Below are 13062 nucleotides of genomic sequence, written 5' to 3' on the forward strand. Positions count from 1 at the left end.
CCATGATTGGACCAATTAATACCTCTACTTCGCATTTAATCAATAAAGAGAATAATGTTGGTAAAAAAAGCCAACAAGAGACTGAATATAAGCAGCCTAAAGTTAATGAGCATCAAAATTACCAAAACCAATTAATTGAGATATCTGATGATATGTCTATGGTTGCAACTCTATTCTCTCAACGTTTTGGTCAATTATTAGATAAAAAAGCAAATAGAGGACAAAGCTCTTTATATATTCTAGAAGAGGATGCGGATAAAAAACTTGATAATGTAATGATGTTATTTAGAAAGTCAGGGCGAAGTTTGCAAGATTTACTTCGTTATTTACGTAAAATGTTTCCTGATGAAAGTGATCTCGTTATGGTTTTACGAGAATTACTTAGAAAGAAAAAGTTAGGTTCTCAATTAAACGGAGAGATTGAAGATGAAATAAAACGTTTGCTTGAAGGTGAAAAGGGACGGGAAATTAGTGCTGGCATTAATATTGCTCTTCAAGCAAAGGCATTTGCAAAATTACTTTCTTTAGATGCATCAAAATTACGAGATCTTTATCGTAGTTATATTAATCTCGATCTTAAGCCTATTTATTTTTTTAAAATGTGGATAGAAGATTATGATATTAAGCAATGCACAATTATTTTAAGTTTTCTCACTCAAAGTTTGATTTGTGATATGCAATCATCACCATCACACAGTTTAGAATTCGGTTATTTATTTGATAAAATAAATAAATTACGTGCGTTATATAGTTTTATAGAAATTAATATAGATAAGTTAGAAAAACAAAATCTTAGTAATAAAACGATAGAAAAAGAAATTTACCAGTTGGTTTTTTATGGAATGACATATCCAGAAGAAATGGAAAAGCTACTAATCTCTTTTTTAGAGAAAGAGTGGAAAAGCTATTTAGTTAATATAAAAATGAAATTACTACAAGGGTTAAAAACAATGTTTAATAAATACCCTGAATCATTATATTTGTCTGATGATTTTAGAGATGAATGCCAAATAATTATACAGAAATTTATAGATAAATATCTTCCATTAGAACAATATCAGCAAAGAAAATAGACTAAAATAATTTATGGGTAATGTTTATGATTTATAGATTTCTATTGGCAATAAAAAACAGACCAGAACTCATTGTATTATCTGTTATGATTTTGGTTATTATGATGTTAATTATTCCATTGCCAACCTACATTGTCGATTTTCTTATTGGATTAAATATTACTATATCTCTGCTTATTTTTATGAGTTCATTCTATATTACAAGAATATTGAACTTTATGACTTTTCCAGCATTATTACTTATCACGACTCTTTTTAGGCTTGCTCTTTCGATTAGTACTAGCCGACTAATATTATTAGATGCTGATGCGGGTGAAATTATTACTTCATTTGGTGAGTTTGTCATTGGTGAAAACTTAGTTGTTGGCTTCGTTGTTTTCTCAATTGTTACAATAGTTCAGTTTTTAGTTATTACAAAGGGATCTGAACGTGTTGCTGAAGTAGCGGCTCGTTTTTCTTTAGATGGTATGCCTGGAAAGCAAATGAGCATTGATGCGGATTTAAAATCCGGCATCATTAATAATGAAGAAGTGAAAATCAGAAGAAAAGAGTTGGGACAAGAAAGTCAATTATATGGTTCTTTTGATGGTGCAATGAAATTTATTAAAGGAGATGCCATTGCCGGAATTGTGATCATATTTGTTAACTTAATTGGAGGGATCTCTGTTGGTATGGCACAAATGGATCTCTCAATTACACAGGCATTACATACGTATACTCTTTTAACCATTGGTGATGGACTGGTTGCGCAAATTCCAGCATTACTGATTTCTATTAGTGCTGGTTTTATTGTTACTCGTGTTGGTGGTGAAAATAATAATCTTGGTTTTAGTATTATGAATGAGCTGCTAGCTCAAGACTTCGCACTATTAGTGACTGCTATCCTTGCTTTTGTTATTGGTTTCTTACCTGGTTTTCCAACACCAGTGTTCCTTATTCTATCTGTCTTACTAGGGGGATATTTCTTTAAAAAACAATGGAAAAGTAAGAAAAAAGAAACGATAACAGATCATGAAGAAGACAAGAGTAATGATGATGATCCTGACAATAAGAAAGGACTTATCTCAAATTTATTTTCAAATAAAAATGAATCAGAAGATGAGAATAGTTTATCAAAAGAAAATATTACATTATCTCAAGCGGAAACATTACCTTTAATCATCTCAGTATCTTCTAAGAAAAAAACATATCTTTCAAAAATTGTTTTTGAGAAATGGTTAAAAAAAGAATTTATTTTACAGTATGGTGTATTGCTTCCCGATATTGTCGTTCATTATTCAGACAAAATTGAAGAGAATAAAATTATTATTTTAATAAATGAAGTTAAGGCTGATGAGTTTGATTGTCCTTTTCCATTTATTCATATAGAAAATCCTAATGATGAATTTTCATCTCTAAATTTTAAAGCAATAGAAACTCAAGATAATAATATTAAAAATTATTGGGTTAGTAAAAATGATAAAGATAAAATAGAATTATTAGGTTATAGGTTAGAGTTAGCTGAGACTTATTTTTATAGGAAATTCTCTAATTTAATTACATTTAATATTGTTGAGTTCCTTGGAATACAAGAAACAAAAAATATTCTTGATAAAATAGAAGAGAATTCACCAGAGCTTTTAAAAGAGTGTTATAGACAAGTTTCTATTCAACGTATTAATGATGTTTTACAACGTTTAATACAAGAGAAAATTCCTATTAGAAATATAAAAACAATTATAGGTGGATTAGTGCAATGGGGAAGCAAAGAAAAAGATCCGATACTTTTAACTGAGCATATTCGCTCTTTGCTTTCGCGTTATATTAGCTATTTTTTTTCAGATGATGGAAAACTTAATGTGATTATTTTATCTCATGATGTAGAAGAAATAATCCGGGGCGGAATAAGACAGAGTTCTTCAGGAACATTTTTGAACTTAGAACCCGCTGAGCTTGATATGATAATAGAGAAAATATCTACTGCTATTGATGAAATTAAATATGTACAAGATTATATATTTTTAACCGCAATAGATATAAGACGATTTGTTAAAAAGCTAATAGAATCACAATATCCACAATTATCTGTGTTGTCTTATGATGAAATTACATCAGATATTGAAATTAACGTTCTACAATCTATTTAGGAGAAATTATGTCTTTTGATCTGGCGAGTTTAATTATGGATGCTATGAATGTAATTGGAAGAAACGATTTATTCTCTGAAGGAAAATCTGTTGATAATCATTCAACAATAACAATTAGCTTAGGAGATATGCCGGATATAAATTTATTAGTTGTTGATGAAGTTCCTATGATCTGGTCTGTACTGGGTGAATATAATGAAAACTTATTATCACAAACAAGTACTTCATTATTATTAAATAATATTAATAATCAAACAGAAAGTTTTTATCCAGGTCAGCCTGCTTTAGTGAAAGTAGAATCTGAATTAGAGTTACGAGCTTCATTTATGCCGATTGCTTTGCAAAACGGCGAATCAATGGCAAAAGCAATAGATGAATATTTTCAAATGATGAATAGTATTCACCAACAATTTATCAATTAAAAAATGAATAACGTGCTTTCAATATTTCATCATGCTGCTCATCCTATACGAATACAAGGCAATATTCTTGAAGTGATGTTGCAGGGTGTATTTATTGGAGAAATTTGCCTATTAAAAGACTCTGTAATTAATGGACAAATTATTGGTGAAGCGATTGTGATTGGTTTTCGCAATGGTATTACGATTTTAAGTATGATGGGGAGCTCACAAGGTTATTCTTTGCAAATAATCGTAGTACCTACCGGCAATGCTTTTTCTGTTGCTTTAAGCCCCAATATTTTAGGGAGTATGATTGATATTAAAGGTAATTATTTATTACATTTTAGTGATAAAAAAATGGTAGAAGAAAATTTCTATTCATATTTACCTATTGATGGTCATCCTCCCTCATTTAATGAAAGACGCCCGATTACGGAAATATTTGAATCTGGTGTTCGTGCAGTTGATGGGTTATTAAGTTGTGGACTGGGACAGCGAATAGGGATTTTTGCCAGTGCAGGAACGGGTAAAACCATGTTGATGAATATGTTTATCCGTTTTTCTCAGGCGGATATTTTTGTTATTGGATTAATTGGCGAAAGAGGACGTGAAGTAACCGAATTTGTTGAAGAGCTAAAACAAGATAAGCGGTGTGAAAAAACAGTATTAATATGTTCGACTTCTGATCAACCCGCCATCGAACGCTGTAATGCAGCATTAGTTGCCACTACCGTTGCGGAATATTTCAGACAACAAGGTAAGAATGTTGTGTTATTTATTGATTCTATGACTCGTTATTGTAGAGCATTAAGAGATGTTGCATTGACAGCGGGGGAGCTTCCAGTTCGAAAAGGTTATCCCGCTTCTGTTTTTGATAAATTACCCGCGATTTTAGAACGCCCAGGAGTCACTGATAAAGGATCGATCACGGCTTTTTATACTGTTCTGCTTGAAAGCGATGATGAACCTGATGCCATAGGGGAAGAGATCCGTTCTATTTTAGATGGGCATATTTATCTTTCACGAAAAATAGCGGCTTCAGGTCATTACCCTGCGATTGATATTTTAGGAAGTGTAAGCCGTGTTTTTCAGCAAGTTACCAGTATTGAGCAACAGAAGGCGGCATTAAAAATAAGACAAATATTGATGCGTTTGCAGGATATTAAGTTATTACAAGAATTGGGTGAATATCATGCTGGTGAGAATAAATTAAATGATCATGCAGTAAATACACAACCTGCAATAGAAGCTTTTCTTGTTCAATCATTTAAAGAAAAAGTAGTATTTCAGCAAACATTAAAGCAACTTTATGCGCTTACCTCTTAATCAACAAAAATTGATAAAGGCGATAGCTAAACGCCAGCAAAGAATAGAAAAAGAGCAGCACAAATATCAACAGTTAATGGCAGAGGCAGAAAGTAAGCAAAGAGAACAGATATTATTAGCTTCAGCATTAAAAAATGAGGTACCCATGTATGAAAAAGCGGGGCTCTATTCTTTTATTTCTTTAAACAAACAAAAACGAAAACAAGCTATTGTTTTAGCATCATTGAATATTATCACTACTCAATTAAAGGAAATTGAATATCAAATTGAAAAATTAAAAAAAGGCAGCCTAAAATTACAACAAGAAAGAAATGATGTGATTAAAAAACAAAATAAAATGAAGCTTTATTTTGAAAGAAAAGCACTAGAAAAAGAGTTATATATTGAAAGATTAGAACAAAATGAAATTCAGGAGATGGTGTTATATGATGTCCATAAAGACAGATAATTTAAGATTAAATAAAAATTTAATCAATGAGCAAAATAGCGAAAATAAAACTGTTTTTTCTAAAAAATCATCATCATTTTCTAAAGACATTGGATTATTAGATATCGAGAAAGATCGATTATCATCTGAAGAATTCAGTAAAATAAAACAAAAATTAAATGATTTCTATAATCTTGATTGTAAGGACGTTATTGAATTAAAAGATAGTTTAAAATTAAATATAAAAATAAAATCTGATAAACCAGTTGGCGAATTAGATGATAAAGATGAAAAAAATGACTATTCAAATATAGAGGGGTTATTATTAACTCAAAGAAAAATATATTCACAAATTTGCTCTTTTTCAAAAGAAAATAAAATAGAAAAAAAAGATTTATTGAGTTATTTAGTTAATAAAAGTAATAATCATAATGAGGCGATCATTAAAAACTCTCTAAAGCTAGCAACTACTTCAGAGCTAAAGAGAGACGGAAATATTGATATTTCTAATAATAAAAAAACAGTAAATGAAAATATTAATGGTCTAAATGATGAATTAAATAAAGATAAACCAAATCAAAAATTAGAAAGAAAAAATTACATTAATAACATTAAAGAAAATGTTGGAATTAAAAACTATAATTATGAATTAAAAACAAAGGGGTTTGAAAATAATATTGTATTAAAAAATGAAGAAAATAAGTTAAATGTTAATAAGCATATAGTTATTGAACATGATGAAATATCTGAAAAAATAGCTCATTCAAATAATAAAGAGATAAATAAAAATACTATTTTTATGAATAGTGAAAATAAAAAATCAAATATAGAAAGTCTACATAAAGAAAAAATAAAAAGAGATATCAATGAAATACCCCAATTTAATAGTATAAAGCCAGAATCTCAACAAATGTCATCAGAACCATTACCTGATAGAAAAATACTTGATATACCAGCCTTTAGTGTTCTCTATAAAAAAGTATCCACTTTGTCTCAGCCACCTAGTATTACCTATGTTTTTAAAAAATGGGGAAGCGAACTTCATCAAATGAAGGTGAACTTTGATACCGATAAAAAGATCCAGCTAATTGCTTCTACTGGGCGAGTTTATCAGTCTTCTTTAGACGGTATTAGTCAATATCAAGGACGGTTATCGCTTTCATCAGGGAATGAGAATAGCCATTGGCATATTAATGCGATAGATCCTTCTTCTGAAAATAAAGAAGATGAAAAATGATAAGATTAGATCCTAGAAATAGTATTAATAATAAAGAAGATAGTTATTCAATGGATATATTATCATCTTTATATACATCTCAGTTACCTATCTCTTCGGCTCATTATTTTAAGATAAAGGGTAATAATACATTAGGTTCATTTACAGGCATTGTCGAAGTTGGCCAAGTAATGGATAAAATCTACCCGGAGAAAAAAATAGATTGGGAGCTTGTTCCTGAAACTTATCTTCACACACTTTTCTCTCAAAAATGTTCACAAATATTGTTTCCTTTTTCGAAAGAACCCGTGCCATTAATCGTTGATAATATCTGTTTAGGAGAGCAAGAAAATTTTAGCTACCCTGTTATTAATACTGAAATTGGTGACATATTTATTTGTTCTTTTGAGAAATATTATGAATGGAAATTGTCATCAAAAAATAAAATTAGTGCTATTGCTCAATTTCAATTTGGCAAAAGTACAATGTCATCTTCATTATTAAAAACGCTCTCTTTGGGCGATATTGTGTTGATTGATAGCGTAGATTTTTCACTCATTATTGGCGAAAAAAAATGGATGCGTTATCAGTGGCAAGAAGGAGAAAATGCAGTGGTTTTAGATGAAGAGCTATTTACTAATAAAACAGAACATGAAGAGTTAGCTGAAGAAACAGAAATTACATTACAGAAAAAAATAGAGCTAAAAGCGATCCAATCTATTCCCGTTACACTCTCTTTTTTACTTGCAAGTAAGGCTCTGTTACTTGAAGAAATCGAAGAGTTATCACCTGGACAACAAATTTCTTTACCAGATAATGCACTACGCCATATTACATTAATTGCTAATGGTGTCGCTATTGCTCAAGGAGAGTTAATTAAAATTGGTGAGCGATTAGCTGTTGAAATACAACACGCTTATTTACAGCAAGAATAAAGATATGGAAAGCTCAACAACACTCATTTTAACACTAGCATTAGCCACATTAGCACCTTTTATTATTGCGGCGGGGACTTGCTATTTAAAATTTTCTATTGTGCTGGTTATGACTCGTAATGCGTTAGGTGTTCAACAAGTACCTTCTAATATGGTGCTTAATGCGATTGCATTGATGATGGCTTTATTTGTTATGACCCCTATTGCAAAAAATACCTATCAGTATCTTATTGAAAACCCAATTGATGTTACTTCTTCTGATTCGCTTGAACGATTTTCAGATGATGCATTAGGGGAATATAAGCGATATTTGTACAAATATTCTGAGCCTGAATTATTAGATTTTTTTGAACAAGCACAAGGTAATCGACCGGATAGTTACGGAGATAAAGAGAATATAGAAAATTCTTTATTATCATTACTTCCTGCCTATGCGTTAAGTGAAATAAAATCTGCTTTTATTATTGGTTTTTATCTTTATTTACCTTTTATTGTTATTGATTTAGTCGTTTCTTGTATTTTGTTAGCTTTAGGTATGATGATGATGAGCCCAATTACATTATCAGTACCTTTGAAATTAATTTTATTTATTGCTATGGATGGTTGGACTCTTCTCGCTAAGGGATTAATTAATCAATATCTTGATCTCATGGCGGTAAGGTAATGGATATGGTTTATGCGGCGAATAAAGCCGTTTATTTAGTGATATTACTTTCAGCTGCACCTATTGCTATAGCAACATTTATTGGATTGGCAATTGGTCTTTTACAAACCATCACTCAAGTACAGGAGCAAACATTGCCTTTTGGTGTAAAACTAGTAGGTGTTTTTGTTTGCTTGCTAGTCATGATGGGTTGGATGGGTGATAAAATATTAGTGTATGCCAAAGAGATGATGACATTAGGATTAGCAGGATAAATAAAATGTTAATACTGCAAGGGTATATACAGCTTTATTTAATTGATCTTTTTTTACTTGTTGCAAGATTATTTCCAATTTTTCTTTTTATACCCTTCTTAAATAGCCGAGTATTAAATAGTCAACTATTAAAATACGTCATTATTTTTTATATTGCTATGGGAATAAAACCAAGCATTTTAATTACTGATGAAATAAGAAATACATGGGAAATAATAATTCTAAGTGAGTTAATTCTTGGTGTTTTAATTGGACTTCTTTTTGCTACTCCTTTTTGGATTGCTTCTGCTTTTGGTGAATTTGTTGATAATCAGAGAGGGGCAAGTATTGGGGATACCATTAATCCAACAACAGGAATTGAATCTTCTGAGTTTGCTTCATTAACAGGGTTATTTTGTGCGGCTTATTTTTTATCAGCAGGAGGATTAACCTCGTTAATGAGTACCATAAAGGATAGCTATGATGTATTTCCCATCGGCTATTTTAATAAAGAGATTGGTTATTCGTTTATTGGTCATTGGCTTAATGGCATGATCCGTACTGCTATTGTTTTAGTATCACCCGTCTTGATTATTATGTTTTTAAGTGAAGTGGCATTAGGCGTTTATTCTCTATTTTGTCCTCAATTGAATGCGTTTTCTCTATCATTATGTATAAAAGGTATTATTGCATTTATTTCACTGCTTTTTTTCTTCGCTTCTGTAATGACTTCAGAGTTATATGAATTTTTTAATAATAGATACTTTTATACTATTTTTATGAGTATTTATCGTGGCTGAAAAAACAGAAAAACCAACACAGAAAAAACTTGATGACTCTGCAAAGAAAGGACAAAGTTTCAAGAGTAAGGAGTTAACATCAGGGCTTGTTTATCTTATTGGAGTTATGTATTTATTCCATCAAGTTGATTTAGATGAATTTAGTCGCTTTTATCAATCTCTTTTGCTTCATCCAACCAATATTACCTTAAAAAGCTATGTTGATGTTATTTCAAAATTATTTTTTGATATTATTCTGCCTATACTGATTGTTACCTTTTTATCTGGTGCTATTCCTTCTTTATTTAGTTCACGTTTTAAACTTGCTACGGAAGCAATTAAAATAGACCTTAATCATATTAATCCTATTTCTGGATTTAAAAAAATATTTAGCATAAGAACAATAAAAGACTTTTTAAAAACATTATTATTTATAATTATATTTTTAGTAACTTGTTATATTTTTATTATTTTACATGGCCCAGAAATATTCATACTATATCGCTCAAGTTTGCCTGTTGTTATTGATAAATGGTGCTCGCTAGTTGTTAGCTTTATATTTGTATTTTTTATTCTATCAATACCTATTCTTATTTTAAATATTATTGCTGATTTCTTTATTTTTATGAAAGATATGATGATGGAAAAGCATGAAGTTAAGCAAGAAAATAAGAATATGGAAGGCGATCCTGAAATAAAGTCAACACGTAGACAACTCCATCAAGAATTACTTGATGAACCGATGAAAAAAGTGATCCGAGATTCATCTGCTGTTATTGTGAATCCAACACACGTTGCAGTAGGTATTTATTTTGATCCTGATAATGGCATTATGCCATTAGTTTCACTGAGGTGTATTAATGATAAAGCATTGGCAGTAAAAGCCTATGCTAAAAAAGTGGGCACTCCTGTTATTCGTTATCCAGAACTTGCGAGAAAAGTTTATCATAAATATCATTTATTTGACGTAATGATAGATCAAGATTTATTAGACGTGATGGATATTCTTATTTGGCTTAAAAAGATAGAAATTGAAGGCCTATTAAGAGAGGAAATGGATTATACACATCATTAATCATTGCTCTTAAGTTATTCATGCCTAAATTATAAAAATTATGTATTTAATTTATAATTATGGGCGTGCGTTTTATTAAAGAAATTAAACAATGAATAAATTATTATTTAATTATTAATTATTCATCATAGATGAAAGGATTAACACTATGTCTTTATATGAAAAAATGTCAGAGAAAGAACTTGATCAATTAGCAAGCTATATTGTTTCTATTGCTCAGAACGGCGCTTCACTCAAGGATGAGAATGCTATTCCAGAAGGATTTATGGAAGGAATTTATTCATTTGCATATGATTTTTACCAGAAAGGAAAGCTGGATGAAGCGGAGGCTATTTTTAAATTCTTATGCCTTTATGATTTTTATAACGTTGATTATATTATGGGTCTCGCAGCTGTTAAACAATTAAAAAAACAATATCAAGCAGCAATTGATCTTTATGCATTGGCTTATCTAAATGCAAAGAATGATTATCGACCTGTTTTTTATGCAGGGCAATGTAATTTATCATTAGGTGAAAAAGAAAAAGCTAAATATTGCTTTGATCAGGTTTCAAAAAATATCAGTGATCTTTCTATAAAAGAGAGAGCTGATGTTTATTTGGGATCTTTAAAAGATGTTCCTCTTGTTGTTTTGAATACCGAGAAGGAAGAACAGTATGATTGAAATTAGTAAAAATGATGCTATGTTATCTACCCCATCTACTTATAAAGAAGTAGAAAAAGTAACTAAAGATAACGTACAGCAAGCACAAAAAATTAATGCGGCAAGTGAGCATCTTGTCGCATCACAACTCAAGAATAAAGAAAATAGCTTTATTATTCCTTTTCTTCGTGCTCCTATCGAACAAAAAAAGAATAATCAAAAAATTAATATTAAAGAAGATGTTAAATATAATATAAATGTTTTTTCAACAAAAAGTGAGAGTGATAACAGTAAACTTATTTTTAATAAAAATAATAAAATGAACGAGGATAAGTTAAACAAATCGTTATCATCTATATCTTCAGCACCAACTCAACCAGAAGATAAAAAATCTAATAAAGATTATGACTTCTTATTCTTGCAGTTATCTTATCAAAACATTATTCATAAAAATGTTCTAGATAGAATTAAAGATCCTGATAAACTTGATTATTATCTAGATAAGCTCAATATTTTATCTAAAGGTATTGATGGTTTAAGAGATCAATTTGAATCTATATTAGACGAAATTAAAAAAAACAAAGATGCTTATGTTGATTATTGGATGGAAATTAATAATCAGATAAAAGATGGTAAATTTAAAACTGAACAAGAAATAGCGGACTTTCTAAAAAATAAAAATATACCTAGTTCTTTAATCAAAGAATTACTTCTAGGTAAAATTAATTCTAAAGCTGATATGGAGAAAGCGCTTGAAAAAGCCTTTCCATTTCTCGTTCTTCCTGATGATATTTCTGATTTTTCATTAGACAAATTAGATAATTTATATTCTCAATTAGTAAAATTCTTTGATAATATTTTTAAATATATGCCTGATGTTCATATGAGCAATGAACAGATTAATAAAATCACGTCAAATAGAGATGAATTAAAGGCATTAATTGATAAAAAAGAAAATAAATCAATAAATGAAAAGTTAGAACAAGCTAAAGAAACCTATCGAGGATTATCTTTTTCTCAGAATGCATTAGAAATAGAGATAATGTCTGACTCATTATCAGGTATGGCATTATTGACTTTTTTGTTGGCTAAAACCCGAGAGCTTACATTAAAGGTGATGTTACAGCGTACTGAAAATGAGCAAAAGCTTTTTGAGGAAATGCAGGAAGTCACCGAAAAGTCGCTAAAAGATAAAATCGAAGATCAAAAAGCTCAAATTAAAAAACAAGAGGAAATTCAATTTTGGGCTGGCATAGGCTTAAAAATATTAGGTGGATTACTTGCACTTGTCGCAGGTATTGCTTCTATTTTTACAGCAGGTGCTTCAATGGCATTAATGGCAGTGGCAGTTGTATTATTTGCTGCAGATGTTGCATTAACAGTTGCTGATGAAGTGTACCAAGCCATTCATGATAAGTCATTTATGGATGAAATAATGGCACCTGTTTCAGAAGCCATAATGAAAGCAGTCGATGCTATCGTTGATTTTCTTGCGGATATAATTAACAGCACTATTGATGGGCTTAAAGGATTAGGTGTAGATAAAAAAATCATTGAAGAGATGAAAAATTCTATTCAAGAAAAATTGAAAATGGCACTAAAAATTTTAGTCACTGTTATTTTATTTGTGGCCGCAATTGCATTGAGTTTTATTATTGGGCCAGCAGCGAAAGGTATTTCAAATGTTGCCAACAAAATATTTAACCAACAGGTTAGAGACACATTAAAAAGAGTATTACATGATTATCTTGAAGCCATGTTAGGTAAAATGATTAAAGAAATTATTACCCAAGCCCTCGAAGAGGCGATGGAAAAAATTAATAAATTATTAGCAAAAGATCTTGGTAATAAAGCGGGTGTTATTTTACAAAGAACAGTTGTTACTTCTAAATTAGTTAATTCCACGGCAACTAATGCAGTCAATATTTATAGTAGTATACTTTCTGCGAAAATTTTGCAGTCTATGGCTGACAGCAAGAAATTAGAAGCAATATTAACACTTATTCAAAAATTAATGGATAAAATAATGGAAAGTTATCATGAAAATATTGATTCTATAACTGAAATATTAAAAGAAATGAGTGAAAAATCTTCTGTAAGCAGTAAAGCTAAATCAGATATGGTAAGAAATATATCTATTTAATAATATTTATTTTTATTGAGG

General features: G+C 30.0%; 13 protein-coding genes. All 13 read left to right on the forward strand.

Annotation, left to right across the window (positions count from 1 at the left end; genetic code table 11):
- The first annotated feature begins 2 nt into the window (after positions 1-2).
- The 13 genes from sctW (at position 3) to sctE (ending at position 13041) form a co-directional block, all read left to right on the forward strand.
- The gene (gene sctW, locus AB4J89_RS08845; RefSeq protein WP_088494464.1) at positions 3-1073 is read left to right on the forward strand and encodes a type III secretion system gatekeeper subunit SctW; all 1071 of its coding nucleotides are present in this window, start codon (positions 3-5) and stop codon (positions 1071-1073) included.
- Positions 1074-1099: 26 nt separating this feature from the next.
- Entirely contained in the window at positions 1100-3199 is a 2100-nt protein-coding gene (locus AB4J89_RS08850) for an EscV/YscV/HrcV family type III secretion system export apparatus protein (protein WP_088494465.1), read from the forward strand.
- 8 nt (positions 3200-3207) lie between these two features.
- Positions 3208-3621 carry a type III secretion protein gene (locus AB4J89_RS08855; protein WP_088494466.1) on the forward strand — a complete coding sequence of 138 codons (414 nt, stop codon included), beginning with the start codon at positions 3208-3210 and terminating at the stop codon, positions 3619-3621.
- A gap of 3 nt (positions 3622-3624) precedes the next feature.
- Entirely contained in the window at positions 3625-4926 is a 1302-nt protein-coding gene (sctN, locus tag AB4J89_RS08860) for a type III secretion system ATPase SctN (protein ID WP_088494467.1), read from the forward strand.
- A complete protein-coding gene (locus AB4J89_RS08865) occupies positions 4910-5374 on the forward strand; it encodes a type III secretion protein (protein ID WP_088494468.1) in 465 nt (154 codons plus the stop codon). Before sctN ends, AB4J89_RS08865 begins: the two co-directional genes overlap by 17 nt.
- Entirely contained in the window at positions 5352-6590 is a 1239-nt protein-coding gene (locus AB4J89_RS08870) for a hypothetical protein (protein WP_368468961.1), read from the forward strand. Before AB4J89_RS08865 ends, AB4J89_RS08870 begins: the two co-directional genes overlap by 23 nt.
- Positions 6587-7504: a FliM/FliN family flagellar motor switch protein gene (locus AB4J89_RS08875; RefSeq protein WP_311755247.1), complete on the forward strand. Its 918-nt coding sequence runs from the start codon at positions 6587-6589 to the stop codon at positions 7502-7504. Before AB4J89_RS08870 ends, AB4J89_RS08875 begins: the two co-directional genes overlap by 4 nt.
- 4 nt (positions 7505-7508) lie before the next feature.
- Entirely contained in the window at positions 7509-8168 is a 660-nt protein-coding gene (locus AB4J89_RS08880; protein WP_088494471.1) for an EscR/YscR/HrcR family type III secretion system export apparatus protein, read from the forward strand.
- The gene (sctS, locus tag AB4J89_RS08885) at positions 8168-8422 is read left to right on the forward strand and encodes a type III secretion system export apparatus subunit SctS (RefSeq protein WP_088494472.1); all 255 of its coding nucleotides are present in this window, start codon (positions 8168-8170) and stop codon (positions 8420-8422) included. Before AB4J89_RS08880 ends, sctS begins: the two co-directional genes overlap by 1 nt.
- A 5-nt stretch (positions 8423-8427) precedes the next feature.
- Positions 8428-9201: a type III secretion system export apparatus subunit SctT gene (sctT, locus tag AB4J89_RS08890; RefSeq protein WP_088494473.1), complete on the forward strand. Its 774-nt coding sequence runs from the start codon at positions 8428-8430 to the stop codon at positions 9199-9201.
- Positions 9194-10255: an EscU/YscU/HrcU family type III secretion system export apparatus switch protein gene (locus AB4J89_RS08895; protein ID WP_088494474.1), complete on the forward strand. Its 1062-nt coding sequence runs from the start codon at positions 9194-9196 to the stop codon at positions 10253-10255. The genes sctT and AB4J89_RS08895 overlap by 8 nt, the downstream gene beginning before the upstream one ends.
- 148 nt (positions 10256-10403) lie before the next feature.
- Positions 10404-10919 carry a type III secretion system translocator chaperone SicA gene (sicA, locus tag AB4J89_RS08900; protein WP_088494475.1) on the forward strand — a complete coding sequence of 172 codons (516 nt, stop codon included), beginning with the start codon at positions 10404-10406 and terminating at the stop codon, positions 10917-10919.
- A complete protein-coding gene (gene sctE / locus AB4J89_RS08905; RefSeq protein WP_102949454.1) occupies positions 10912-13041 on the forward strand; it encodes a type III secretion system translocon subunit SctE in 2130 nt (709 codons plus the stop codon). The genes sicA and sctE overlap by 8 nt, the downstream gene beginning before the upstream one ends.
- Positions 13042-13062 lie beyond the last annotated feature (21 nt).

It is taken from the genome of Proteus sp. STS61-E (genome assembly GCF_040932335.1).
GTDB lineage: Bacteria > Pseudomonadota > Gammaproteobacteria > Enterobacterales > Enterobacteriaceae > Proteus > Proteus mirabilis_B.

Excerpts from the sequence above, each read along its gene's own strand:
- sctT (WP_088494473.1), top strand. The coding sequence starts at position 8,428 with ATGTTAATACTGCAAGGGTATATACAGCTTTATTTAATTGATCTTTTT.
- sctE (WP_102949454.1), top strand. The coding sequence starts at position 10,912 with ATGATTGAAATTAGTAAAAATGATGCTATGTTATCTACCCCATCTACT.
- sicA (WP_088494475.1), top strand. The coding sequence starts at position 10,404 with ATGTCTTTATATGAAAAAATGTCAGAGAAAGAACTTGATCAATTAGCA.
- AB4J89_RS08855 (WP_088494466.1), top strand. The coding sequence starts at position 3,208 with ATGTCTTTTGATCTGGCGAGTTTAATTATGGATGCTATGAATGTAATT.
- AB4J89_RS08875 (WP_311755247.1), top strand. The coding sequence starts at position 6,587 with ATGATAAGATTAGATCCTAGAAATAGTATTAATAATAAAGAAGATAGT.
- sctN (WP_088494467.1), top strand. The coding sequence starts at position 3,625 with ATGAATAACGTGCTTTCAATATTTCATCATGCTGCTCATCCTATACGA.
- AB4J89_RS08880 (WP_088494471.1), top strand. The coding sequence starts at position 7,509 with ATGGAAAGCTCAACAACACTCATTTTAACACTAGCATTAGCCACATTA.
- sctS (WP_088494472.1), top strand. The coding sequence starts at position 8,168 with ATGGATATGGTTTATGCGGCGAATAAAGCCGTTTATTTAGTGATATTA.
- AB4J89_RS08865 (WP_088494468.1), top strand. The coding sequence starts at position 4,910 with ATGCGCTTACCTCTTAATCAACAAAAATTGATAAAGGCGATAGCTAAA.
- sctW (WP_088494464.1), top strand. The coding sequence starts at position 3 with ATGATTGGACCAATTAATACCTCTACTTCGCATTTAATCAATAAAGAG.
- AB4J89_RS08870 (WP_368468961.1), top strand. The coding sequence starts at position 5,352 with ATGATGTCCATAAAGACAGATAATTTAAGATTAAATAAAAATTTAATC.
- AB4J89_RS08850 (WP_088494465.1), top strand. The coding sequence starts at position 1,100 with ATGATTTATAGATTTCTATTGGCAATAAAAAACAGACCAGAACTCATT.